This is a genomic window from Paracidovorax valerianellae (genome assembly GCF_900102625.1).
GTDB classification, from domain to species: Bacteria; Pseudomonadota; Gammaproteobacteria; order Burkholderiales; family Burkholderiaceae_C; genus Paracidovorax; species Paracidovorax valerianellae.
Map to the genome: position 1 here is coordinate 175841 of NZ_FMZC01000008.1, position 25137 is coordinate 200977.

Genomic DNA, 25137 nt, shown 5'->3' on the forward strand with positions numbered 1-25137 from the left:
CGTGCGGCCCCTGCTTATCTTTCTTTGCCGAACAGGCCGGCGGGGCGGATGAGGAGAACGATCACCATGATGACGAACACCACGGTGGAAGAAGCCTCGGGATAGAACACCTTGGTGAAACCTTCAATCACGCCCAGGCCCAGCCCGGTGAGGATCGAACCCATGATGGAGCCCATGCCGCCGATCACCACCACCGCGAACACCACGATGATGAGGTTCTGCCCCATGAGCGGCGTGACCTGGTAGACCGGCGCGGCCAGCACGCCGGCGAAGGCCGCGAGCGCGGCGCCGAACGCGTAGGTGAGCGTGATCATCACCGGCACGTTCACGCCGAAGGCTTCCACCAGCCGCGGATTCTCGGTGCCGGCGCGCAGGTAGGCGCCGAGCTTGGTCTTCTCGATCACGTACCAGGTGCCCAGGCACACGACGAGCGAGGCCACCACCACCCAGGCCCGGTAGTTGGGCAGGATCATGAAGCCGAGGTTGGTGGCGCCTTCCAGCAGTTCGGGCGTGTCGTACCCCAAGCCCGAGACGCCGTAGATGGAGCGGAACACGCCCTCGATCAGCAGCGTGAGCCCCAGCGTCAGCAGCAGGCCGTAGAGGTGGTCGAGCTTGTAGATCCAGCGCAGCAGCAGCCGCTCGATCAGCACGCCTAATACCCCCACCACCAGCGGCGCAGCCAAGAGCATCACCCAATAGTTGATGCCCAGGTAGGTCATGCCCATCCAGGTGAGCATCGCGCCCAGCATGAACAGCGCACCGTGCGCGAAGTTGATCACGTTGAGCAGGCCGAAGATCACCGCCAGCCCCAGGCTGAGGATGGCGTAGAACGACCCGTTGACCAGCCCCAGCAGAAGCTGGCTCAACAGGCCCGGCAATGAGACACCGAAGATTTGCATGGGATGGCGGCGCGAGTGGGGATTAGGGCAGTGAAAGGAGAGGTCAGCGGAACAGGCGGCGCGTCATTTCCAGGCGGCGCACTTGCTCTCGGCCTTGGTGGCGAACACTTCTTCGCCAGGCAGTTTCTTGATGAGCTTGTAGTAGTCCCAGGCGCCCTTGGATTCGGAGGGGGCCTTCACCTGCATCAGGTACATGTCGTGCACGTAGCGGCCATCGGCGCGCAGCGTGCCGGTGCCGAAGAAGTCGGTCATCTTCATGCCGCGCCAGGCGTCCATGACCTTGTCGGCGTCGGTGCTCTTGGCGGCTTCGACGGCCTTCAGGTAGTTCATGGTGGCCGAATAGTCGGCCGCCTGGATTTCGGTGGGGCGGCGCTTGGTCTTTTCCATGAACTTGTCGGCAAACTTGCGCGTGTCGTCGTTCAGGTCCCAGTACCAGCTGGTGGTGAACTGCAGGCCTTCGGTGGTCTTGAGGCCCAGGCTGTGGATGTCGCTGAAGAAGATCAGCAGGCCGGCCAGCTTCATGCTCTTGCCGATGCCGAATTCCTTGGCGGCCTTGATGGAATTGATGGTGTCGCCGCCCGCGTTCGCCAGGCCCAGCACCTGGGCCTTGGAGTTCTGCGCCTGCAGCAGGAACGACGAGAAATCGGACGCGTTCAGCGGGTGCTTCACGCTGCCCACCACCGTGCCGCCCTTGGCCTTGACCACCGTGCTCGCGTCGGCTTCCAGCGCATGGCCGAAGGCGTAGTCGGCCGTGAGGAAGAACCAGCTCTTGCCGCCGCCATCGACGATGGTGGCGCCCGTGCCCTTGGCCAGCGCGACGGTGTCGTAGGCGTAGTGCACGGTGTAGGGGCTGCACTGTTCATTGGTGAGGGCCGAGGTGGCCGCGCCGTTGTTGATGAACACGCGCTTCTTCTCTTGCGCCACCTTCGCCATGGCGAGTGCCGTGCCGGAGTTGGTGCCGCCGAACACCATGGTCAGGCCCTGCGTGTCGATCCATTCACGCGCCTTGGATGCGGCGATGTCGGCCTTGTTCTGGTGGTCCGCACTCATCATCTCGATGGGCATCCCCAGCACCTTGCCGCCGAAGTCGTCGATGGCCATCTGGATCGCCACGGCGCCGTTCTTGCCTTCCACGTCGGCGTACAGGCTGGACATGTCGGTGATGAAACCGATCTTGACCTTGTCCTGTGCCTGCACGGCCGACGCTGCCAGGCCCATGGCGCCCAGCACCAGGGCCAGCCGGGTGAGTTTGTTGCTGCTGCTTTTCATGTCTTTGTCTCCTGATCTCGGATGTGTGTCTTATTTTTTGAGTCTTGCGCGTCAGTTCACTTCCAGAGCGCGCATTTGCTCTCGGCCTTGGTGGTCCACACCTGGTCGGCAGGCAGCTTGCTCACGACCTTGTAGTAGTCCCAGGGCTCTTTGGATTCAGCGGGCGCCTTGACCTGCACCAGGTACATGTCGTGCGCGAAGCGGCCATCGGGCCGGATCACGCCCTTGCCGTAGAAGTCGTCGATGGGCGTGGACTTGAGCTTTTCCATCACCTTGTCGGCGTCCAGCGTCTTGGCGGCTTCGACGGCCTTCAGGTAGTTCATCGTGGCCGAGTAGTCGGCGGCCTGGATGTCGGTGGGCATGCGCTTGGTCTTGGCGAAGAACTTGCGGCCGAAGGCGCGGGTCTTGTCGTCCAGGTTCCAGTCCCAGCTCGTGGTGAGCAGCAGGCCTTCGGTGTTCTTCAGGCCCAGGCTGTGGATGTCGGTCACGAAGACCAGCAGGCCGGCCATCTTCATGCTCTTGTTGATGCCGAACTCGCGCGCGGCCTTGATCGCATTGATGGTGTCGCCGCCCGCGTTGGCCAGGCCCAGGATTTGCGCCTTGGAGTTCTGCGCCTGCAGCAGGAACGAGGAGAAGTCCGATGCGTTGATCGGGTGCTTCACGCTGCCCACCACCTTGCCGCCCTTTTCCTTCACCACCTTGGCCGTGTCGGCTTCCAGCGCGGCGCCGAAGGCATAGTCGGCCGTCAGGAAGAACCAGTCCTTGCCGCCCTGCCCCACGATCGCGCCGCCCGTGCCCTTGGCCAGTGCCACGGTGTCGTAGGCGTAGTGCACGGTGTAGGGGCTGCACTGCTCGTTGGTCAGTGCCGAAGAGCCCGCACCGTTCACGATGAACACGCGCTTCTTCTCCTGCGCCACCTTCGCCATCGCCAGGCCGGTTCCCGAATTGGTGCCGCCGAACAGCATGGTCAGGCCCTGCGTGTCGATCCATTCGCGCGCCTTGGAGGCGGCGATGTCGGCCTTGTTCTGGTGGTCCGCGCTCAGCAGTTCGATAGGCTGGCCCAGCACCTTGCCGCCGAAGTCGTCGATGGCCATCTGGATCGCCACGGCGCCGTTCTTGCCTTCCACGTCGGCATACAGGCTGGACATGTCGGTGATGAAACCGATCTTGACCTTGTCCTGCGCCTGCGCGGAGAACGTCGCGAGTCCCGCGGCGCCCAGCAGAAAGGCGAGTGCCTTGAGGTTCATCTTCTTCATGTCGTTGTCTCCTTGGGTCTTCGATGGAAAGGGGGATCGGGTGCTGCTCAAAAATGCGGCGCCAAAGCAGTCCTGCGCCGGGTCAGACGCCCAGCAGTTCGTTGAGCACGGGCATCTTGGCCTGCAGCTCGGCGGCGCCGAACTGCTCCACGATGCGGCCGTGCTCCATCACGTAGAAGCGGTCGGCCAGGGGCGCGGCGAAGTGGAAGTTCTGCTCCACCATCACCACGGTGTAGCCCTTCTCGCGCAGCGTGGTGATCATGCGAGCCAGGGCCTGAACGATCACGGGCGCCAGGCCTTCCGAGATTTCGTCGAGCAGCAGCAGCTTGGCGCCCGTGCGCAGGATGCGCGCCACGGCCAGCATCTGCTGCTCACCACCCGACAGGCGCGTGCCCTGGCTGTGGCGGCGCTCGGCCAGGTTGGGGAACATGGCGTAGATCTCTTCGACCGACATGCCCTGCGTGCCGGTCTTCAGCACCGGCGGCAGCAGCAGGTTCTCTTCGCACGACAGGCTGGAGAAAATGCCGCGCTCCTCAGGGCAGTAGCCCACGCCCAGGTGGGCGATGCGGTGCGTGGGCATCTGGATGGTTTCCTTGCCGTGGATGCTCACCGAGCCCTTGCGCGCACCGGTCAGTCCCATCACGGCACGCATGGTGGACGTGCGGCCCGCGCCGTTGCGGCCCAGCAGCGTGACCACCTCGCCCGGCTGCACGGTGATGTCCACGCCGTGCAGCACATGCGATTCGCCATACCACGCCTGCAGCCCGCGGATCTCGAGTGCCGGCGCGGTCATGCGTGCGCCCCTTGCAACTGGCCGTCGGTGGTGCCCATGTAGGCCTCCATCACCTGCGGATTGCGCGAGACCTCTTCGTAAGGCCCTTCGGCCAGCACGGCGCCGCGCTGCAGCACGGTGATGCGGTCGGCGATGGTCGAGATCACCTTCATGTTGTGCTCCACCATGAGGATGGTGCGGCCGGCCGAGACTTTCTTGATGAGCTGCGTGACGCGGTCCACGTCCTCGTGGCCCATGCCTTGCGTGGGCTCGTCCAGCAGCATCAGCTCGGGCTCCATCGCCAGCGTGGTGGCGATCTCGAGCGCGCGCTTGCGGCCGTAGGGCAGATTCACGGTGGTTTCGTCGGCCAGGTCCTGCAGGCCCACTTCGGCCAGCAGTTCCATGGCGCGGTCGTCGAGCTGCTGCAGGCTGCGCTCGCTGCGCCAGAAGTGAAACGCCGTGCCCAGCTTGCGCTGCAGCCCGATGCGCACGTTCTCCAGCAGCGTGAGGTGCGGAAACACCGCCGAGATCTGGAACGACCGGATCACGCCGCGCCGCGCGATGAGCGCAGGGCGCTCGCGCGTGATGTCTTCGCCGTTGAACCGGATCACGCCCGAAGTGGGCTCCAGGAACTTGGTCAACAGGTTGAAGCAGGTGGTCTTGCCCGCGCCGTTGGGGCCGATCAGCGCGTGGATGGAGCCCCGGCGGACGGCGAGATTGACATCGCTGACCGCAGTGAAGCCTCTGAACTCTTTGGTCAGGCTGTGGGTTTCAAGAATGACGTCGCTCATTGCGCCTTGGCCGCTCCGTAGTGGTGCTTTGGTGCCGGCCAGGGGCGCTTCGCCCGTGAGAGCGAGGCATCCCGGCCTGCGTTTGGTTGCACCGCATTCTGAGGCGCGCCCCTGCTGCACAGATACTGGGACAAATGCCTATGTATAAACGCCTACCGGCCCGGCGGCCTTGCCGGGCAGCAAGGCGCGGCTCCGGAGCTTTACGGTCCAGCACGGGGGCATTTCAAGCCAAATAGCCCACCACCGCCTATTTCATTGCGCTGACAGCTATTAATTTAATAGCAACTCCATTCGCATGGCGGGCTACCCGGCAAGCCGCATGCCGCCTTTCGCCCGGGCTTCTACACTGCGCCATGCCTTCCTCCACGACTTTGCCTGCCAAGGGCGCGCCGCGCTCGCTCGGCGGCCTGCTGCCCTTTCTTAGTCCCTATGCGGGGCGCATTGCGCTCGCGCTGGTCTTCCTGGTGCTGGCGGCGCTGGCCACGCTGGCGTTTCCGCTGGCGCTGCGCGAACTCATCGATGGCGGGCTGGTCGGGGCGACGCGCGGCGAGCAGGCCATGCAGTTGCGCGAGCATTTCGGGCTGCTGTTCGGGGTGGCCGTGGCGCTGGGGCTCTTTTCGGCGGCGCGCTTCTACACGGTGAGCTGGCTGGGCGAGCGCGTGACGGCCGACCTGCGCAACGCCGTCTACGCCCATGTTTTGCAGCAAAGCCCGCAGTTCTACGAAACCACGCAGACCGGCGAAGTGCTGTCGCGCCTGACGGTGGACACCACGCTCGTGCAGACGGTGGTCGGGTCGTCGCTCTCCATGGGGCTGCGCAACGCCGTCATGGGCATCGGCGCCTTGGGGATGCTGGTGTGGACCAACCCGTACATCATGTCGGTGGTGTTCGCGGCCATCGTCGTCGTGGTGCTGCCCACACTCTGGATCGGCCGCTGGGTGCGGCGCCTTTCGCGAGCCAGCCAGGACCGGGTGGCGGATTCGAGCGCCATCGCGGCCGAGGTGCTCAACGCCGTGCCGGCCGTGCAGAGCTATACGGCCGAGTCGCGCGAGGCGCTGCGCTTTCAGGCATCCACCGACAACGCGTTCCAGACCGCCGTGCGCCGCAGCCGGGCGCGGGCGGCGCTGGTGGCGTTCATCGTGATCGCCAACGCGGCGCTGCTGCTGTGGGGCCTGTACCGCGGCACCCAGGCCGTGCTGGCGGGCGAAATGTCGGCTGGCCATCTGGGCCAGACGGTGATCTACGTGATGTTTCTCGCCGGTGCCGTGGCCGTGTTGGGCGAGGTGTACGGCGACCTGCTGCGCGCGGCGGGCGCCACCGAGCGGCTGATGGAGTTGCTGGCCAGCCGCTCGCCCATCGCCAGTCCCGCCCAGCCCGTTGCGCTGCCGGACACGGGCGGGGGGCTGCGCGTGGACTTCGATCGGGTGGCTTTCCACTACCCCTCGCGCCCGCAGTCGCCTGCCTTGCGCGGTTTCGACCTGCACCTGTCGGCGGGCGAGACCGTGGCGCTGGTAGGCGCCAGCGGCGCGGGCAAGACCACGGTGTTTCAGTTGCTGCAGCGTTTTTATGACGTCAATGGCGCGGCAGGCGGCGCCATCGCGCTGAACGGCGTGGACATCCGCCAGCTCTCGCTGGCCGATCTGCGCGCCCACGTGGGCATCGTGCCGCAGGACGCCGTGATCTTCTCGGCCTCGGCCCTGGAGAACATCCGCTACGGGCGACCCGATGCGACCGAACAGGAGGTGCAGGAAGCCGCCCGTGCGGCTTTTGCCCACGAATTCATCATGGCCCTGCCGGAAGGCTACGGCACGTTCCTCGGCGAGCGCGGCGTGCGGCTGTCCGGCGGGCAGCGCCAGCGCATCGCCATTGCACGCGCGCTGCTGAAGAACCCTCCCCTGCTGCTGCTGGACGAAGCCACGAGCGCGCTTGACGCGGAGAGCGAGCGGATGGTGCAGGCCGCGCTCGACGCCGCCATGCAACGCCACAGCGGCCAGCGCACCACCCTCGTCATCGCCCACCGGCTGGCCACCGTGCAGAACGCCGACCGCATCGTGGTGATGGACCAGGGACAGATCGTCGAAGAAGGCCGCCATGCGGACCTGGTGCGGCAAGGCGGTGTGTACGCCCGGTTGGCAGCGCTGCAGTTCACGACGTGACGAATACCGGCAAAAGGCCGGTCCCCGTTGAAACTGTTCGCGTCAAGTAAGAAGACTCTAAAGAAGGCGCTGGCAAGCGGTCCGCGCCGGACGGACGCTATTGCAGCGTTTCCTTGGCGGCGTCGGGCAGCAGCAGCGGCATCACCGCAATGCCCTCTTCCATCAGTTGAGCGGCTTCCTGCGGACTGGCCTGTCCCCGGATGCCTCGCTCCTCCGTTTCGCCGTGGTGCATGCGGCGTGCCTCGTCCGCAAAGCGCGGGCCGACATCTTCGGTGTGGGCGACGATGTGCCGAGCCACGCGCAACCAGGCGGCATGCAAGGCGGCGTCATTCAGGTTGGGAGGCGCAGATTGGTTCGGCGCAGGCACTGCCACTGGGCCATCGGCCGGTCGGGGAGCGGCGGCCGGTGGAGAGGCCCCGAGGTTCAGCCGAGGGGCACTCAGGCCCTTGCGAATCTCGCCGCTGCCGCACAGTGGGCACTGCACCAGATCGCGGGCCAGCTGGCTTTGAAAGTCGGCCTCGGACCCGAACCAGCCTTCGAACACATGGCCTTGTGCGCAATGGAGATCGAGCACTTTCATGGAAATGCAGGAGGAGCAGACGAAGCAGGAGGGGCAACCACGGCGCAGCCCTCAGGCCTTGCGCCGCAGCAGGTATCGGTAGATGAAGCCGGGAAACGCCAGCGTGATGAACAAAGTGGCGGTGATCGCGTAGAACTCCCACTGCTGGGGCGCGATCTGCCCGACGCGGCGCTCCAGCAGCAGTGCCACGCCACCCACCACGAAATACAGCAGCACCATCTCGGCCAGACGGGCCGCCATGGGCTTGGCCGGTACCGCTTTCGGCCCCACCACCAGCCAGCGCTGGCTCAGAAAAGGCAGGTTGGCGCCCAGGGCCGCCAACACGATCACCAGCCAGACGGACGCAGTGGCGGACACGTCGAAAAGAACTGCAGCCGGATGAGCGCGGGCGCGCTCAGGTGGCCAGTGCGCGCACGACGGCGTCGGCGCACAAAGCCATCAGGCCGCCCGGCAGCAGGCCCAACACCAGGATCAACGCGCCGTTGAGCGTGAGCACCATGCGCACGTCCAGCGGTGCCGACACATTCACGGCCGTCAGCGGTGCGTCGAAGTACATCACCTTCACCACGCGAAGGTAGTAGAAGGCGCCGATCAGCGACATCACCACGGCGAAGACCGCGAGGGCGATGTACGGCGTCTGGCCCGAAGCCACCAGCGCCTGCAGCACCGACAGCTTGGCGTAGAAGCCCACCAGCGGCGGCAGGCCGGCCAACGAGAACAGGCACACCGCCATCACGCCGGCATACAGCGGACTGCGTTGGTTCAGGCCGGCCAGATCGGAGATCTCTTCGCTTTCGAAGCCTTCACGGGCCAGCAGCAGGATCACGCCGAAGCTGGCCAGCGTGGTCAGCACATAGCTCACCACGTAGAACATGGACGAGCTGTAGGCGTTCTCGACGGCGTTGGCATCGACGTTGCCATTCACCACGCCCGACAGCAGGCCCAGCAGCACGAAGCCCATCTGCGAAATCGTGGAATACGCCAGCATGCGCTTGAGGTTGGTCTGCGCAATGGCGGCCAGGTTACCGATCAGCAGCGACCCGATGGCCAGCACCGCGAGCATCTGCTGCCAGTCGATCGCCAGCGGTAGCAACCCGTCCACCAACAGGCGGATGGTGATCGCAAAGGCCGCCAGCTTGGGCGCGCCGCCGATGATCAGCGTAACCGCCGTGGGAGCCCCCTGGTATACGTCGGGAATCCACATGTGGAATGGCACCACACCCAGCTTGAAGGCCAGGCCGGCCACCACGAACACCAGGCCGAACACCAGCACCTGGTGGCGGATCTGGCCCGAATTGACCGCCTTGAACACTTGGCCGATGTCGAGCGAACCGGTCGCGCCGTAGAGCATCGACAAGCCATACAGCAGGAAACCGCTGGCCATCGCGCCCAGCACGAAATACTTCATTGCGGCCTCGGTCGAGGTCGCATGGTCGCGGCGCAAGGCCACCAAGGCGTAGCTGGACAGCGTGAGCAGTTCCAGGCCCAGGTAGATCACCAGGAAGTTGTTGCCCGAGATCATGATGAAGATGCCCAGCAGCGCGAACATCGACAGCGTGAAGAACTCGCCGCCACGCAGCATGCCGCGGTCGCCCACATAGGGGCGGCCATACACCAGCGTGACCATCATGGCCACCGTGGCGAAGCACTTGAGCCAGTTGCCCATGGCGTCGCTCACCACCATGTTGCCGAAGCCGTAGAACGTGTTGCCGGTGTTGGCATACAGCGCCTGGAGCACCGCCACCACCGTCAGAGTGAGCAAGGTGAGCACGTAGGTGCCCGTGCGCCGGGGGCTGGTCACGCCCAGGTCCACGAGCGCGATCACGCAGGCCATGACCAGGAGCACGATCTCCGGATACACCGCCAGCCAGCTGATGTTGTCAATCATCTCGAATCTCTCGTTTCAGTCTGGTCAGTTGAGCTTGGACAGCGCCACGTGCTTGAGCAGCTGCGCCACCGAGGCATCCATCACGTCGGTGAACGGACGTGGGTACAGGCCCATGTAGAGCACGGCAATCGCGAGCACAGCCATCACCAGGAACTCGCGGGCACCGATGTCCTTGAGATCCCGCACGTTGTCGTTGGCGACAGGGCCGAGGTACACGCGCTTGTACATCCACAGCGTGTAGGCGGCACCGAAGATCAGTGCCGTGGCAGCGGCCAGGCCAATCCAGAAGTTGGCCTTGACGGCCCCCAGGATCACCATCCACTCGCCCACGAACCCGGCAGTGCCCGGCAGGCCGCAATTGGCCATGGCGAACAGCAGCGCGAAGGCCGCGAACTTGGGCATGGTGTTCACCACGCCGCCGTAGGCCGCGATTTCACGGGAATGCACGCGGTCGTACAGCACGCCGATGGACAGGAACATGGCGCCCGACACGAAACCGTGGGCGATCATCTGCACGAGGCCGCCCGACACGCCCAGGTCGTTGAAGATGAAGAAGCCCAGCGTGACGAAGCCCATGTGTGCCACGGACGAGTACGCCACCAGCTTCTTCATGTCCTTTTGCACCATGGCCACCAGGCCCACGTAGATCACGGCCACCAGCGACAGCGTGATCATCAGCCAGGCCCACTCACGAGCCGCATCGGGAGCGATGGGCATGGAAAAGCGCAGGAAGCCATAGGCGCCCAGCTTCAGCATGATGGCCGCCAGCACGGCGGAGCCGCCGGTGGGCGCCTCGACGTGCACGTCGGGCAGCCAGGTGTGGACGGGCCACATCGGCACCTTCACCGCGAACGCGGCAAAGAAGGCGAAGAACAGCAGCGTCTGCGAGCGGCCCGACAGCGGCAGTTGGTGCCAGGTGGCGATGTCGAAGCTGCCACCGGACTGGTTGTACAGGTAGATCAGCGCGATCAGCATCAAGAGCGAGCCGAGCAGCGTGTACAGGAAGAACTTGAACGCCGCGTAGATCTTGTTCGGGCCGCCCCAGATGCCGATGATCAAATACATCGGGATCAGCGTGGCTTCGAAGAACACGTAGAACAGCAGGCCGTCGAGCGCACTGAACACGCCGATCATCAAACCGGAGAGGATCAGGAATGCGCCCATGTACTGGTTCACGCGCTCGGTGATCGATTCCCACGAAGCGATCACCACGATCACCGTGATGAAGGCCGTGAGCGGCACGAACCAGAAGGAGATGCCATCCACCCCCAGGTGGTAGTGCACGTTGAAGCGTTCGATCCACTGCGCCTTCTCGACGAATTGCGCAGCGGCAGAGGTGGCCTCGAAGCCGCCGTACAACGGCAGCGTGACAGCCAGACCTACCAGCGAACCGATGAGGGCCAACCAGCGCACAGCGCGGGCGTGCTCATCGCGGCCGAAGGCCAGCAGCAGGACACCGAAAGCGATCGGCACCCAGATGGCAAGACTCAACAAACCCATTTTTCTTTTCCCTCTACTTGTTGAGCCACACGAAGTACGTCATGAGCGCGAAGATGCCCAGGATCATGACCAGCGCGTAGTGGTAGATGTAACCCGACTGGAACCAGCGCACCACCCCTGCGATACGGCCCACCAGCTTCCAGGAACCGTTGACCAGAGCGCCGTCGATCACTGCCTGGTCGCCGCCCTTCCACAGGCCCATGCCCAGGGCACGTGCACCGCGCGCGATGATGTTCTCGTTGATCCAGTCGAGGTAGTACTTGTTTTCGAACAGTACGTAGATCGGATGGAAGATGCGCTTGATCGCCGTCGGCAGGGCCGGGTTGATCATGTACATGTAGTAGGACGCAGCCACGCCTGCCAATGCCAGCCAGAACGGTGCCGTCTGAAGGCCGTGCAGCGCCATGCCCACGGGGCCATGGAAGATCTCGGCCAGTTCCGCCATGGCGGGGTGCTTGGCCGCGTCGACGAAGATGACGTTCTTGAAGAAGTCGCCGAACAGCATGGGCTGAATGAACAGGAAGCCGATCACCACGGACGGAATCGCCAGCAGGATCAGAGGTACGGTCACGACCCAGGGCGACTCGTGCGGCTTGGCATCGTGGCCATGGCCGTGGTGGTCGTCATGGGCATGGTGGTCGTCGTGGTGCGCGTCCGGGTTCTGGTCATAGCGCTCCTTGCCATGGAAGACCAGGAAGTACATGCGGAACGAATAGAACGCAGTGACGAACACGCCCGCCAGCACGGCGAAGTGGGCGAAGCCCGCAGCCGGCAACGTGCTGGCATGCACGGCCTCGATGATGCTGTCCTTGGAGTAGAAACCCGAGAACAGCGGCGTGCCGATCAGTGCCAGCGAACCCAGCAGCGAGGTGATCCAGGTGATGGGCATGTACTTGCGCACGGCGCCCATCCAGCGAATGTCCTGGTTGTGGTGCATGCCCATGATGACCGAGCCCGCTCCGAGGAACAGCAGCGCCTTGAAGAACGCGTGCGTCATCAGGTGGAACACCGCCACGGAGTACGCGGATGCACCGAGTGCCACCGTCATGTAGCCCAGCTGGGACAGCGTCGAATACGCCACCACCCGCTTGATGTCGTTCTGAATGATGCCCAGAAAGCCCATGAACAGCGCGGTGATCGCACCGATCACGAGGATGAAGTTGAGCGCGGTATCCGACAGCTCGAACAGCGGCGACATGCGCGACACCATGAAGATGCCGGCCGTCACCATGGTGGCGGCGTGGATCAGTGCGGAGATGGGCGTCGGGCCTTCCATCGAATCGGGCAGCCAGACGTGCAGCGGGAACTGCGCGCTCTTGCCCATCGCGCCGATGAACAGGCAGATGCAGATGACCGTGATCAGCATCCAGTCGGTGCCTGGGAACGACAGCGCGCCCAGCTCGCCGGCCTTGCCGAAGATTTCGCCGTAATTCAGCGTGTTGGTGTACGCCGCGATGAGGCCGATGCCCAGGATGAATCCGAAGTCGCCCACCCGGTTGACCAGGAAGGCCTTCATGTTGGCGAAGATGGCCGTCGGCTTGTTGAACCAGAAGCCGATCAGCAGATACGACACCAGGCCCACCGCTTCCCAGCCGAAGAACAGCTGCAGCAGGTTGTTGCTCATGACGAGCATCAGCATGGAGAACGTGAACAGCGAGATGTAGGCGAAGAAACGGTTGTAGCCGTCGTCCTCTTCCATATAGCCGATGGTGTAGATGTGCACCATCAGCGACACGAACGTCACCACGCACATCATCATGGCCGTGAGGCTGTCCACGAGGAAGCCGACTTCCATCTTGAGGCTGCCGACGACCATCCAGGTGTAGAGCGTTTCGTTGAAGCGCGCACCGTCCATGGCCACGCTCTTGAGCGTCATGGCCGAGAGCACGAAGGCCACCATGACGCCGAGAATGGTCAGCGTGTGGCTCAGCCGGCGGCCGATCCGGTTGCCGCCGAAGGCGGTGCCGAAAATACCCGCCAGGGCGGAACCCACCAGCGGTGCGAGGGGCACCGCCAGCAGTGTCGAAGCAGAAAGGGTTTGGCTCATTCTTGAGGACCTTGCAAGTACCGTCGACTCAACCCTTGAGGGTGTTGAGATCTTCCGCGTTGATGCTGGACTTGTTGCGGAACAGCAGCACCAGGATCGCGAGGCCGATGGCCGACTCCGCCGCAGCGACCGTCAGGATGAAGAACACGAACACCTGCCCGTGCATGTCGCCCAGGTAGTGGGAGAACGCGACGAAGTTCATGTTCACGGCCAATAGCATCAACTCGATCGCCATCAGCAGCACGATCAGGTTCTTGCGGTTCAGAAAAATGCCGATCACGGCGAGCGCGAACAGCATCGCGCCCAGCGACAGGAAATGGCCCAGGGTCAATGTCATGCCTTCTTCTCCTCGGCAGCGGGCGATGCCGCCACTTCCTCTGCAGGCTTCTGTGTCACGGCCACCTTCACCAGCTCCACACGGTCGCTGGCGCGCACCCGGATCTGCTCGGACGGGTTGATCGCCTTGCTGTCCTTGCGCTGGCGCAGGGTCAGCGCGATCGCTGCAATCATGGCGACCAGCAGAATGACGGCCGCGATTTCCACGGGATAGAGGTACTCGGTATAGAGCAGCTTGCCCAGCGCCTTAGTGTTCGAATAAGGAACCACGTTGCCTGCCGCATCGACCATGGTGGGAAGCGCCTTAGGCTCGTCCATGCCGCGGAAACCGATCACCGACACAGCGGCCATTTCCAAAGCGATCAAAGCACCGACGATTGCCGCAATGGGGAAGTACCGCCAGAAGCCACGCCGAACAGTATCGATGTGGATGTCCAGCATCATCACCACGAAGAGGAAGAGCACCATCACCGCCCCCAGGTACACCAGCACCAGGGCGATCGCAAGGAACTCGGCCTTCAGCAGCAGCCACACTGCGGCGGCCTGGGAGAACGCGAGGATGAGATACAGCACCGCATGCACAGGATTGCGCGCGGTGATCACCCGGCAGGCTGCAAACAGCAGCACGACCGAGAACAGATAGAAGAAACCAGTCTTGGCGTCCATGAATCGGGTCTTTTTAGGGGTTCAGGAGCCGCCTTCAGCGGTACTTGGCGTCGGCCGCCTTGGCTGCGGCAATCTCGGCCTCGTAGCGATCCCCGACCGCCAGGAGCATGTCCTTGGTGAAGTACAGGTCGCCGCGCTTTTCGCCGTGGTATTCCAGGATCTGCGTCTCGACGATGGAGTCCACCGGGCAGCTTTCTTCGCAGAAGCCGCAGAAGATGCACTTGGTCAGGTCGATGTCATAGCGCGTGGTGCGGCGCGACCCGTCCGCACGGACGTCGGACTCGATCGTGATGGCCAAGGCGGGACACACGGCTTCGCACAGCTTGCAGGCGATGCAGCGCTCTTCGCCGTTGTCGTAGCGGCGCAGGGCGTGCAGGCCACGAAAGCGCGGCGACAGCGGGGTCTTCTCTTCAGGGAACTGCACGGTCACCTTGCGGCGAAACGCGTAGCGGCCCGTGAGGGCCATGCCCTTGACCAGCTCCACCAACATGAAGCTCTTGAAAAAATCCTTGATCGAAAAGGATGCAGTAGCAGCAACAGCAGTCATCAGTGTCCCCGCTCAATTCCAGATGTTCCAGGGCGAGTGCAACCACGCGCCGACGATAAGCAGCCACACGAGGGTGACCGGAATGAAGATCTTCCAACCCAAACGCATGATCTGGTCATAGCGAAAGCGCGGGAAGGTCGCGCGGATCCAGATGAACATGGATACCACGAGGAAAGTCTTGAGGCCCAGCCAGATCCATCCGGGGATGAAGTCCAGCGCCGAGACAGGCGACAGCCAGCCGCCGAGGAACATGATCACGGCCAGGATCGACACGAGCCACATGCTGGCGTACTCGGCCAGGAAGAAGATCGCGAAGCCCATGCCCGAGTACTCGACCATGTGGCCAGCCACGATTTCGGCCTCGCCTTCGACCACGTCGAAGGGATGGCGGTTGGTTTCAGCCACGCCCGAGATCAGGTACACGATGAAGATCGGCAGCAGGGGCAGCCAGTTCCAGGACAGGAATCCCAGTCCCTTGGCCGCAGCCATGCCGACGCCCTGCCCCAGCACGATCTCGGTCAGGTTCATGCTGCCCGACACCATGATGATCACGAGGAAGCAAAAGCCCATCGCGATTTCATAGCTCACCATCTGGGCCGAGGCGCGCAACGCACCCAGGAACGCGTACTTGGAGTTGGATGCCCAGCCGGCGATGATCACGCCATACACCTCGATCGAAGTGATGGCCATCACGAGCAGCAAGCCTGCATTCACGTTGGCCAGCGCCACATCGGGGCCGAAAGGAATCACCACCCATGCGGCCAGTGCCGGCATGATGGCCATCACCGGGCCGAGCACGAAGAGGCCCTTGCTGGCGGCCGCTGGTTGAATGATTTCCTTGGTCAGCAGCTTGAGGCCGTCGGCCAGCGGTTGCAGCAGGCCGAAGGGTCCCACCCGGTTGGGACCATGGCGCACCTGCATGAAGCCGAGCAGCTTGCGCTCCCACAGCGTGAGGTACGCCACAGCACCCATCAGAGGGGCCACGATGGCGACGATCTTGATCAGGTTCCAGATCACGGGCCAGACTGCCGCCGTCCACCAGGACTGGGCGAACAGGTGCAGGCCGCCGTTGTACAGCGCGTCGATCATGCGGCGACTCCTTCAGCGGCGTGGCGTGCGTCGGCCGTCAACTGCAGCGAGGGGGCGCGTCGCACCAGCCCATCCAGCTGATAGATGCTGGCCACGGCTGGGGCAGCAATCACACCGGAAGAAACGGCGATCTCGGCGCGCGTGGTGTTGACGAGGCGCTCGGCCGGCAGTTGCGCCAGCGGAGCGGCGACCGTCGCACCGGTGGCCTTTGCGAGCACATCCTGCGAGGTTTCGAAATCAATGCCCTGCACGCCCAGCAGATTGCCGAGCACGCGAAGCACCTTCCAGGCAGGACGGGCATCGGCCAACGGCTTGACCACGGCATGAAAGCTCTGCAGGCGTCCTTCTGCATTGACGAAGGTGCCCGAGGTTTCGGTGAAGGGAGCGATGGGCAGCAGCACATCGCTGAATTCCATGTTGGCCTTGAACGGGCTCAGCGTCACGACCATCTCGGCCTTGGACAGCGCGGCAGCGGCTTGCGCACCAGCGGCGGAGTCGTACACCGGTTCGGTGTTCAGCAGCAGCACGGCCTTCAGGCCACCCGCGAGCATCTGGCCCGCGTTCAGCCCGCCTTGCTGCGGTTGCGCGGCCACGAACTGTGCGCCGACGGTGTTGGCGGCTTCGGTGAGGTATCCCACCACGGCACCCGTCTGGGCACCGATCCATTGCGCCAGCGCGAGCAGGCCCGAAGCCTTCGCATGGTGCGCAGCGGCATTGCCGAGCAGAATGGCCTTGCTCTCTCCGGAGGCGAGCGCGCTGGCGATCGCTGCGGAGACATCGGTCACCTGGCCCGTGGCCACAGGCGCGGCGACGCCGCGGTCTTTCGCCACGGCAGCGGCCACATCGGCCAAGGCAGCAGCCCAATCCTGTGCAGGCGCCACGACAGACTGCGCCATCGGCATGGCCCAGTCGCTTGCCACCGCGTTGATGGCATTGACCGAACAGCCCTTGCGTGCCGCCTGGCGAATGCGTTGCGCGAACAGCGGGTGGTCTTTGCGCAGGTTGGAGCCCACGACCAGCACCGACTGCAGCGAAGACAACGATGCAATGCTCGTGCCCAGCCAATGGATTCCATCGGCCTGGGTGAAGTCGGCGTGGCGCAGACGGTGGTCGATGTTGTCACTGCCGAGGCCGCGAACCAGCGCGCCGGCAAGGAACAACTCTTCCAGCGTGCTGTGCGGGCTGACCAGCGCGCCGATCTGCTGGGCACCGTGATCGGCACGAATGCTTTGCAGGCCATTGGCCACGTATTCGAGGGCCGTCTGCCAGTCCACTTCCTTCCATTCGCCACCTTGCTTGAGCATGGGGCGCGTCAGGCGCTCCTCGCCGTTCAAGGCTTCATAGGAGAAACGGTCACGGTCGGCGATCCAGCACTCGTTGACGTCTTCGTTCTCGAAAGGAACGACGCGCATCACCTTGTGGTTCTTCACCTGGACGATGAGGTTGGCACCGGTGGAGTCGTGCGGGCTGACCGATTTGCGGCGGGACAATTCCCATGTGCGGGCGCTGTAGCGGAACGGCTTGCTCGTCAACGCGCCCACAGGGCAGATGTCGATCATGTTGCCCGACAGCTCCGAATCGACGGTATCGCCCAGCACCGTGGTGATCTCGGAATGCTCGCCGCGATGGATCATGCCCAGCTCCATCACGCCGGCCACTTCCTGGCCGAAGCGCACGCAGCGGGTGCAATGGATGCAGCGGGTCATCTCTTCCATCGAGATCAGCGGGCCCACATCCTTGTGGAACACCACGCGCTTTTCTTCTTCGTAGCGCGAAGAAGAACCACCGTAGCCCACGGCCAGATCCTGCAGTTGGCATTCGCCGCCCTGATCGCAGATCGGGCAGTCCAGCGGGTGGTTGATGAGCAGAAACTCCATGACCGACTGCTGGGCCTTGATGGCCTTGTCGCTCTTGGTGCGCACGATCATGCCCTGCGTCACAGGCGTGGCGCACGCGGGCATCGGCTTGGGAGCCTTCTCCACATCCACCAGGCACATGCGGCAGTTGGCGGCGATGGAGAGTTTCTTGTGATAGCAGAAATGGGGAATGTAGGTGCCCGCCTTCTCGGCCGCATGCATCACCATGCAGCCCTCGGCGACTTCTACCTTCTGCCCGTCCAGTTCAATTTCAACCATATGCGTTCTCGCGATCAGGCAGAGGCAGAAGCCCGAGGGGTCTTGTTGCGGATCAGCGCTTCGAATTCAGGGCGGAAGTGCTTGATCATTGCGCGTACCGGCATGGCCGCGGCGTCGCCCAGAGCGCAGATGGTGCGGCCCTGGATATTGTCGGCCACCGAATTGAGCAGGTCCAGGTCGCCTTCGCGCCCTTCGTTGTGCTGGATGCGGTCGATCACGCGCCACATCCATCCCGTGCCTTCACGGCACGGGGTGCACTGGCCGCACGATTCGTGCGAATAGAAATACGACAGGCGCAAAAGGCTTTCCACCATGCTGCGCGAATCGTCCATCACGATCACGGCGCCCGAGCCCAGCATGGAACCGGCCTTGGCGATCGAGTCGTAATCCATCGTGCATTCCATGATGACGGACGCCGGCAGCACCGGGGCCGACGAGCCGCCTGGGATCACGGCCTTGAGCTGGCGGCCCTTGCGCACGCCACCTGCCAGTTCCAGCAGCTTGGCGAACGGCGTTCCCATCGGCACTTCGTAGTTGCCAGGCTTTTCCACATCGCCAGACACCGAGAAAATCTTGGTGCCGCCGTTGTTGGGCTTGCCGCAGGCCAGATAGGCCGCACCGCCGTTGCGGATGATCCACGGCACCGCAGCGAACGTCTCGGTGTTGTTGATCGTGGTGGGCTTGCCATAGAGGCCGAAGCTCGCTGGGAATGGCGGCTTGAAGCGTGGCTGGCCCTTCTTGCCTTCGAGCGACTCCAGCAAGGCTGTTTCTTCGCCACAGATGTAGGCGCCGAATCCATGGGCCGCATGCAGCTGGAAGCTGAAGTTGCTGCCCAGGATCTTGTCACCAAGGTACCCCGCGGCGCGCGCTTCCTCGAGGGCTTCTTCGAAACGGTCGTAGGTCTGGAAGATTTCGCCGTGGATGTAGTTGTAGCCCACGGAAATGCCCATCGCGTAAGCCGCGATGATCATGCCTTCGATCACGATGTGCGGATTGAACTGCAGGATGTCGCGGTCCTTGCAGGTTCCAGGCTCGCCTTCGTCGGAATTGCAGACGAGGTACTTCTGCCCTGGGAACGAGCGGGGCATGAAACTCCACTTGAGACCCGTCGGAAAACCCGCGCCGCCGCGGCCACGCAGGCCCGATTCCTTGACGGTGGCGATGACCTGGTCCTGAGTCAGACCCAGCCCGTCGCCCTGCTCCAGGATCTTGCGCAATGCAGCGTAGCCACCACGCGCTTCGTAATCCTTGATGCTCCAGTTCGTGCCATCCAGGCCCGCATAGATCTGCGGATCGATGTGACGGTCATGGAAGCAGGTTTGAACGCCCGTCGCCTGGAACTGGGACAGGATTTGTGCAGCGGTGGTCATGCTTGCCCTTCCACCCGAGCCGTGGATGCCACGCCTTCGGCTTGCCGCAGGCCATCCACGAGCTGATCGAGCTTGTCGTTGTCCATGAAACTGCACATGGTGCGGTCGTTGACCAGCATCACGGGCGCGTCAGCGCAAGCACCGAGGCATTCGCACTGCTGCAGCGTGAACAGGCCATCGGCCGTGGTCTCGCCCATCGCCACGCCCAGCTTCTTTTCCAGGTGATGCAGCGCCTTTTGTCCGTCGCGCAACTGGCACGGCAGATTGGTGCAGACGTTGAGCTTGTACTTGCCCGTCGGCTGCTGGTTGTACATGTTGTAGAACGTGGTCACTTCATGCACTGCGATCTGGGGCATACCCAGGTAATCGGCAATCACGACCTCGCTCTCGGTGCTGACCCAGCCCTGTTCCTGCTGAACGATCGCGAGGCAAGCCATGACCGCAGATTGCTTTTGCTCTGCAGGGTACTTCGCCACTTCGCGGGCGAAGCGTGCCAACGTTGCCTCGGTGATCCGGGACACGCCGGTATCCGCGCTTTTCGTTTCGGTATTCATCGGTCAATCTCCCCGAACACGATATCCATCGTGCCAATGATGGCCACAGCGTCGGCGATCATGTGGCCGCGGGCCATTTCATCCAAGGTGGCCAGATGGGCAAAGCCAGGCGCACGAATCTTGAGGCGGTACGGCTTGTTGGCACCGTCGCTCACCAGATAGATGCCGAACTCGCCCTTGGGGTGTTCGACGGCGGCATAAGCTTCGCCCTCGGGGACACGGAAGCCTTCGGTGAAGAGCTTGAAATGGTGGATCAGCTCTTCCATGTTCGACTTCATGGATTCCCGCGAAGGTGGCGCCACCTTGTGGTTGTCCGTGATCACTGGCCCTGGATTGGCGCGCAGCCAGTCGACGCACTGCTTGATGATGCGATTGGACTGGCGCATTTCCTGCACACGGACCAGATACCGGTCGTAGCAGTCGCCCGTCTTCCCCACCGGCACATCGAAGTCCATGCGGTCGTACACGTCATAGGGCTGCGTCTTGCGCAAGTCCCATGCAATGCCCGATCCACGGATCATCGGACCGGTCATGCCCAGGTTGAGAGCACGCTCCGGCGTCACGACGCCGATGCCGACCGTGCGCTGCTTCCAGATGCGGTTGTCGGTCAGCAGCGTTTCATATTCGTCCACGCACTTCGGAAAGCGCTGCGTGAAGTCGTCGATGAAATCCAGCAGCGAACCGCTGCGGTTCTGGTTCAGCGCCTCGATGGCCTTGGCATTGCGAATCATGTTCGCCTTGTACTGCGGCATCGAATCCGGCAAGTCGCGGTAAACACCACCTGGACGGAAGTAGGCGGCGTGCATGCGCGCACCCGAAACCGCCTCGTACATGTCGAACAGGTCTTCGCGCTCGCGGAAGGTGTAGATAAGGATGGTGGAGCTGCCGCAATCGTTGCCGTGCGAGCCCAGCCACATGAGGTGGTTCAGCAAGCGTGTGATTTCGGAGAACATCACACGGATGTACTGCGCACGCAAGGGCACGTCCAGCCCCAGCAGTTTTTCGATGGCCAGACAGTAGGCGTGCTCATTGCACATCATCGAAACGTAGTCCAGCCGGTCCATATAGGGCAGCGACTGGATGTAGGTCTTGTGCTCGGCCAGCTTTTCGGTGGCGCGGTGCAGCAGGCCGATGTGCGGATCGGCACGTTGGACCACTTCGCCATCGAGCTCGAGCACGAGGCGCAGCACACCGTGCGCGGCAGGATGCTGCGGCCCGAAGTTCAGGGAATAGTTCTTGATTTCAGCCATGGTGAATCACTTGTCGGCGCGAACGCCTCAGTGCAGGCCTCCGTACTTTTCTTCGCGGATGATGCGGGGCGTGATCTCACGCGGTTCGATCGTCACGGGTTCGTAGATGACACGTCGCTGCTCGGCGTCGTAGCGCATTTCCACATGCCCGGACAGCGGGAAATCCTTGCGGAAAGGATGCCCGATGAAACCGTAGTCGGTCAGGATGCGTCGCAGATCGCTGTGGCCATCGAACACGATGCCATACAGGTCGAAGGCTTCGCGCTCGTACCAGTTGGCAGAGTTCCAGAGGTCGGCCACCGATGGCACCACCGGAAAATCGTCATCGGGACAGAACACCTTCACGCGCACACGCTGGTTCATGCTGACCGACAGCAGGTGCGACACCACGCAGTAGCGAGGACCTTCCACGCCCACATCGCCGTACGACGAGTAATCCACACCGCACAGATCGACCAATTGCTCGAAACGGCAACCCGGCGCATCGCGCAGCACCTGCATCGCAGCCAGGTAGTCGGAAGAGGCCACTACCAGAGTGACCTCGCCCAGCGCCACGGAAATCTGGCGCACCTTGTCGCCGAGCGCAGCGGCAATCGCGTCCCGAAGTGCTTCGGGTCGAATAGCAAAGGCAGTCATCGTCAACCCTTCAGACGCGAGCGATGGTGTTGGTACGGCGAATTTTCTGCTGCAGCTGGATGATCCCGTAGATCAGCGCCTCGGCCGTCGGAGGGCAACCAGGCACATAGACATCCACCGGAACGATGCGATCGCAGCCACGCACCACCGAATAGCTGTAGTGGTAGTAACCACCACCGTTGGCGCAGGAACCCATCGAGAGCACCCAGCGCGGCTCCGACATCTGGTCATACACCTTGCGCAGAGCGGGCGCCATCTTGTTGCACAGCGTACCGGCCACGATCATCAGATCGGACTGGCGCGGGCTGGCACGGAACACCTCCGCACCGAAACGGCCGATGTCGTAACGCGCCGCCGCAGCGTGCATCATCTCCACCGCGCAGCAGGCCAGACCGAACGTCATGGGCCAGAGCGATCCCGTCTTGGCCCAATTCACCACCGAGTCGTAACTGGTGGTGATGAAGCCTTCCTTCATCACGCCTTCAATCATCGTGTCATTCCTTATGAAGACCGGTCATTCCCAATCCAGGGCACCCTTTTTCCACTCGTAGGCAAAGCCCACGACGAGGATGGCCAGAAAGATGACTACGGCAATGAAACCCGTCAGCCCCACTTCGTGCAGCGAAACCGCCCACGGAAACAGGAAAGCGATTTCCAGATCAAAAAGAATGAAGAGGATGGCGACGAGGTAGTAACGCACGTCGAACTTCATGCGAGCGTCTTCGAAGGCTTCGAAGCCGCATTCGTAGGGGGAGTTCTTGGCCGCATCCGGGCGATTCGGACCGAGTACATAGCCCAGTACCAGAGGTACGACGCCGACACCGATGCCGACCAGGATGAACAAAAGGACGGGGAGGTACTGATCGAGGTTCATCTGGAGGATGTGCTCACCGCTGAAGCTACACCCAGACGCCCCAGGATGGGCGTGTTGGATGGGCTTTTTGTTTTGGTGCCGTCGGCGAGACTCGAACTCGCACAGCTTTCGCCACTACCCCCTCAAGATAGCGTGTCTACCAATTTCACCACGACGGCTGATTTATGCATCTGGATGGCATGAGGAACCCGCTTGGGGTTTTGGCTTTCCAGACAATCCGGGATTCTACTCCGGAAAAACCCTGCTCCGAAGAGCCGGGTCAAATTTTGCGCTTTTCTTCTTACTTGGTCGGAATCTGGCCCGCACCCGAGGCCGGCACAACAGGCGCCACAGGCACTTCGGAAGCTGCGCCAGAGGCGGGCTGCTGAGCTGGAGCCACGGCAGACGGCGTTTCAAGCACGCTTCCCACGCCTGCGGGACGGACATTGCCGAAATAGGCCAGCGCCAGCGTTGCGACGAAAAATACACCAGCCAGCACCGCCGTGGTGCGGGAAAGGAAATTGGCACTGCCGCTGGCACCGAACAGGCTGCCAGAACTGCCGCTACCAAAAGCCGCACCCATATCGGCGCCCTTACCATGCTGGATCAGGATCAGGCCGATCATTCCCAAGGCAGCCAGAATCTGGACCGCCAAAATTACGTTCACAAGCGCGTTCATTCTCTATTTACTCCTAATTTGATAGCTATATACCGGCGTCTTTATTGCGCCGCAGCAATGATTTGCAGAAAGTCCTGGGCCTTGAGGGACGCCCCCCCTACCAGGCCACCATCGATGTCTGGCTGCGCCAGCAACTGGGCGGCGTTCGCTGCATTCATGCTCCCGCCGTACAGCAAGCGGATGCCTCCAGCCTGGGGACTCGCCGCCGCCAGTTGCGCACGCAATACCGCATGAACCTCTTGCGCCTGCTCGGGCGTGGCGGTACGGCCCGTTCCGATGGCCCACACAGGCTCGTAAGCCACGACGATTTCGCTGATGCAATGGCCATTCGTATGAATGACAGCAGCCAGCTGCCGCTTCACGACGGCTTCGGTCTGTCCCGCCTCGCGCTCCGCCAATGTCTCGCCGACGCAGACGATGGGCGTAATGCCCGCCGCCAGCGCACGCTGCGCCTTGGCCGCGACCACCTCGTCGGTTTCCCCATGGTATTGGCGCCGCTCGGAGTGCCCTACCAGCACGTACCGCACGCCGAACTCCAGCAACATGGCCGCCGAGGTTTCGCCCGTGTAGGCACCCGCCTCATAGATCGACACATCCTGAGCGGCCACCGCCACAGCAGAGCCATCCGCGAGCGCCTTCACTTGCGCCAGATAAGGCGCCGGCACGGCGACGGCGATGTCGCAATTGGATTGACCAACACCTGAACGCAATGCATCCAGCAAAACCTGATTGGCAGCCAAGCTGCCGTTCATCTTCCAATTACCGGCAATCAGTTTCTTTTTCATGCGGACCACGTCAAAACAATCTTCCCTGCGTGCTGGCTGGATTCCATCAATGCATGGGCCTTTGCCGCCTCCGCAGCGGGAAACGTGCTGTGAACGATCGGCCGAACCGTGCGGGACGCCAATAGCGGCCAGACCTTCTCACGCAACGCGCTGGCAATGGCCCCCTTGAACGCCACGGAACGTGGCCGAAGCGTGGAGCCGGTCACGGTCAGGCGGCGGCGCAGCACCAACCCGGCATTCAACTCAGCCTTGATGCCCCCTTGAACCGCGATGATCACCAGCCGGCCGTCTTCTGCAAGGCATTCGATTTCGCGGGCCACGTAATCACCCGCCACCATGTCGAGCACCACGTCCACTCCCTTGCCGCCGGTGATGCGCTGCACCTCCTCGACGAAGTCCTGGGTCTTGTAGTTGATCGCGTGATGGGCGCCGATTTCCAGGCAAGCCGCGCACTTTTCGTCGCTGCCAGCCGTAACGATGACTGTGGCACCGAATGCACGGCCCAGCTGTATGGCCGTCACGCCGATCCCGCTGCTGCCACCTTGCACCAGCAACGTTTCGCCTTCAGACAAGCGCCCACGATCGAAGACATTGCTCCACACGGTGAAGAACGTTTCCGGCAACGAAGCCGCCTCGATGTCGCTCAAGCCCTCCGGCACTGGCAAGCATTGCGCCACCGGGGCCACGCAATATTCAGCATAGCCGCCGCCAGCCACCAACGCGCAGACGCGATCGCCAACCCGCAGCCCCGCCTTGGCCATTTCCGCCTCGTCGCCGCTTTCGATCACGCCTGCCACCTCGAGCCCGGGCAATTCCGAAGCCCCGGGCGGAGGCGCATAGTGGCCTTTTCGCTGAAGGACGTCCGGCCGGTTGATCCCGCTGGCAGCCACCCGGATCAGCAACTCGCCCGGAGCAGGCTGGGGAACCGGGCGTTCGCCCAAGCGAAGAACTTCAGGGCCGCCAGGGCTCTCGATTTCCACCACACGCATAGCACTCACCTTGCCAAAAGAGTTGAGAGAAATGCAGCGCCAGCGCAGACAGGATCTGCGCTGGCCGCTCTCATATCAATAGCGTTGGAG

The 25137-nt window shown here is 63.0% G+C and carries 25 protein-coding genes and 1 tRNA gene; 1 reads left to right on the plus strand and 25 read right to left on the minus strand.

Going from position 1 to position 25137, the window contains the following annotated elements:
• Positions 1-14: 14 nt before the first annotated feature.
• The 5 genes from BLT03_RS14175 to BLT03_RS14195 all read right to left on the minus strand — a co-directional run bounded on the left by BLT03_RS14175 (position 15) and on the right by BLT03_RS14195 (position 4987).
• Positions 15-899: a branched-chain amino acid ABC transporter permease gene (locus BLT03_RS14175; RefSeq protein WP_092744410.1), complete on the minus strand. Its 885-nt coding sequence runs from the start codon at positions 897-899 to the stop codon at positions 15-17.
• A 63-nt stretch (positions 900-962) separates the two neighbouring features.
• Positions 963-2168 carry an ABC transporter substrate-binding protein gene (locus BLT03_RS14180; RefSeq protein WP_092744411.1) on the minus strand — a complete coding sequence of 402 codons (1206 nt, stop codon included), beginning with the start codon at positions 2166-2168 and terminating at the stop codon, positions 963-965.
• Between the two features lie 56 nt (positions 2169-2224).
• Entirely contained in the window at positions 2225-3424 is a 1200-nt protein-coding gene (locus BLT03_RS14185) for an ABC transporter substrate-binding protein (RefSeq protein ID WP_092744412.1), read from the minus strand.
• 82 nt (positions 3425-3506) lie between these two features.
• On the minus strand, positions 3507-4217 hold the full coding sequence (locus tag BLT03_RS14190) for an ABC transporter ATP-binding protein (protein WP_092744413.1): 711 nt from the start codon (positions 4215-4217) through the stop codon (positions 3507-3509).
• Positions 4214-4987 (minus strand): ABC transporter ATP-binding protein, encoded by a 774-nt coding sequence (locus BLT03_RS14195; RefSeq protein ID WP_092744414.1) that lies wholly within the window; start codon positions 4985-4987, stop codon positions 4214-4216. The genes BLT03_RS14190 and BLT03_RS14195 overlap by 4 nt, the downstream gene beginning before the upstream one ends.
• Before the next feature lie 353 nt (positions 4988-5340).
• Between BLT03_RS14195 and BLT03_RS14200 the strand changes: the two genes are divergently transcribed.
• Positions 5341-7143 (plus strand): ABC transporter transmembrane domain-containing protein, encoded by a 1803-nt coding sequence (locus BLT03_RS14200; protein ID WP_092744415.1) that lies wholly within the window; start codon positions 5341-5343, stop codon positions 7141-7143.
• Between the two features lie 97 nt (positions 7144-7240).
• Here BLT03_RS14200 and BLT03_RS14205 read toward each other — a convergent pair whose 3' ends face one another.
• From BLT03_RS14205 to BLT03_RS14300, 20 genes are all read right to left on the minus strand, one after another.
• Entirely contained in the window at positions 7241-7723 is a 483-nt protein-coding gene (locus tag BLT03_RS14205) for a DUF1178 family protein (protein ID WP_092744416.1), read from the minus strand.
• Between the two features lie 51 nt (positions 7724-7774).
• Positions 7775-8080, minus strand: a complete 306-nt coding sequence (locus tag BLT03_RS14210; protein WP_092744417.1) for a DUF2818 family protein — start codon at positions 8078-8080, stop codon at positions 7775-7777.
• A gap of 37 nt (positions 8081-8117) precedes the next feature.
• Positions 8118-9611 carry an NADH-quinone oxidoreductase subunit NuoN gene (gene nuoN / locus BLT03_RS14215; RefSeq protein ID WP_092744418.1) on the minus strand — a complete coding sequence of 498 codons (1494 nt, stop codon included), beginning with the start codon at positions 9609-9611 and terminating at the stop codon, positions 8118-8120.
• A 24-nt stretch (positions 9612-9635) separates the two neighbouring features.
• Positions 9636-11111: an NADH-quinone oxidoreductase subunit M gene (locus BLT03_RS14220; RefSeq protein ID WP_092744419.1), complete on the minus strand. Its 1476-nt coding sequence runs from the start codon at positions 11109-11111 to the stop codon at positions 9636-9638.
• 13 nt (positions 11112-11124) lie between these two features.
• Complete coding sequence (gene nuoL, locus BLT03_RS14225) at positions 11125-13158, minus strand: NADH-quinone oxidoreductase subunit L (RefSeq protein ID WP_092744420.1); 2034 nt, start codon at positions 13156-13158, stop codon at positions 11125-11127.
• Between the two features lie 28 nt (positions 13159-13186).
• The gene (gene nuoK / locus BLT03_RS14230) at positions 13187-13495 is read right to left on the minus strand and encodes an NADH-quinone oxidoreductase subunit NuoK (RefSeq protein ID WP_005793248.1); all 309 of its coding nucleotides are present in this window, start codon (positions 13493-13495) and stop codon (positions 13187-13189) included.
• Positions 13492-14160, minus strand: coding sequence for an NADH-quinone oxidoreductase subunit J (locus BLT03_RS14235; RefSeq protein WP_092744421.1), 669 nt, complete (start codon positions 14158-14160; stop codon positions 13492-13494). The genes nuoK and BLT03_RS14235 overlap by 4 nt, the downstream gene beginning before the upstream one ends.
• A gap of 34 nt (positions 14161-14194) precedes the next feature.
• Positions 14195-14707: an NADH-quinone oxidoreductase subunit NuoI gene (gene nuoI / locus BLT03_RS14240; RefSeq protein WP_092744422.1), complete on the minus strand. Its 513-nt coding sequence runs from the start codon at positions 14705-14707 to the stop codon at positions 14195-14197.
• Positions 14708-14719: 12 nt separating this feature from the next.
• Positions 14720-15796: an NADH-quinone oxidoreductase subunit NuoH gene (gene nuoH, locus BLT03_RS14245; protein WP_092744423.1), complete on the minus strand. Its 1077-nt coding sequence runs from the start codon at positions 15794-15796 to the stop codon at positions 14720-14722.
• Complete coding sequence (gene nuoG / locus BLT03_RS14250; RefSeq protein ID WP_092744424.1) at positions 15793-17931, minus strand: NADH-quinone oxidoreductase subunit NuoG; 2139 nt, start codon at positions 17929-17931, stop codon at positions 15793-15795. Before nuoG ends, nuoH begins: the two co-directional genes overlap by 4 nt.
• Before the next feature lie 14 nt (positions 17932-17945).
• Positions 17946-19301, minus strand: coding sequence for an NADH-quinone oxidoreductase subunit NuoF (gene nuoF / locus BLT03_RS14255; protein WP_092744425.1), 1356 nt, complete (start codon positions 19299-19301; stop codon positions 17946-17948).
• Positions 19298-19855: an NADH-quinone oxidoreductase subunit NuoE gene (gene nuoE / locus BLT03_RS14260; RefSeq protein WP_092744426.1), complete on the minus strand. Its 558-nt coding sequence runs from the start codon at positions 19853-19855 to the stop codon at positions 19298-19300. Before nuoE ends, nuoF begins: the two co-directional genes overlap by 4 nt.
• Positions 19852-21105, minus strand: a complete 1254-nt coding sequence (locus tag BLT03_RS14265; protein ID WP_092744427.1) for an NADH-quinone oxidoreductase subunit D — start codon at positions 21103-21105, stop codon at positions 19852-19854. Before BLT03_RS14265 ends, nuoE begins: the two co-directional genes overlap by 4 nt.
• A gap of 27 nt (positions 21106-21132) precedes the next feature.
• Positions 21133-21741, minus strand: a complete 609-nt coding sequence (locus BLT03_RS14270; protein WP_092744428.1) for an NADH-quinone oxidoreductase subunit C — start codon at positions 21739-21741, stop codon at positions 21133-21135.
• Positions 21742-21751: 10 nt separating this feature from the next.
• Positions 21752-22231, minus strand: a complete 480-nt coding sequence (locus tag BLT03_RS14275) for a NuoB/complex I 20 kDa subunit family protein (protein ID WP_007849129.1) — start codon at positions 22229-22231, stop codon at positions 21752-21754.
• A gap of 24 nt (positions 22232-22255) precedes the next feature.
• Positions 22256-22615 (minus strand): NADH-quinone oxidoreductase subunit A, encoded by a 360-nt coding sequence (locus BLT03_RS14280; protein WP_092744429.1) that lies wholly within the window; start codon positions 22613-22615, stop codon positions 22256-22258.
• Between the two features lie 73 nt (positions 22616-22688).
• Positions 22689-22773, minus strand: a tRNA-Leu gene (locus BLT03_RS14285).
• Between the two features lie 122 nt (positions 22774-22895).
• Positions 22896-23273 carry a preprotein translocase subunit SecG gene (gene secG / locus BLT03_RS14290; RefSeq protein ID WP_092744430.1) on the minus strand — a complete coding sequence of 126 codons (378 nt, stop codon included), beginning with the start codon at positions 23271-23273 and terminating at the stop codon, positions 22896-22898.
• A 41-nt stretch (positions 23274-23314) separates the two neighbouring features.
• Complete coding sequence (gene tpiA, locus BLT03_RS14295) at positions 23315-24058, minus strand: triose-phosphate isomerase (protein ID WP_092744431.1); 744 nt, start codon at positions 24056-24058, stop codon at positions 23315-23317.
• Positions 24055-25047, minus strand: a complete 993-nt coding sequence (locus tag BLT03_RS14300; protein WP_092744432.1) for an NAD(P)H-quinone oxidoreductase — start codon at positions 25045-25047, stop codon at positions 24055-24057. The genes tpiA and BLT03_RS14300 overlap by 4 nt, the downstream gene beginning before the upstream one ends.
• Positions 25048-25137: the final 90 nt, after the last annotated feature.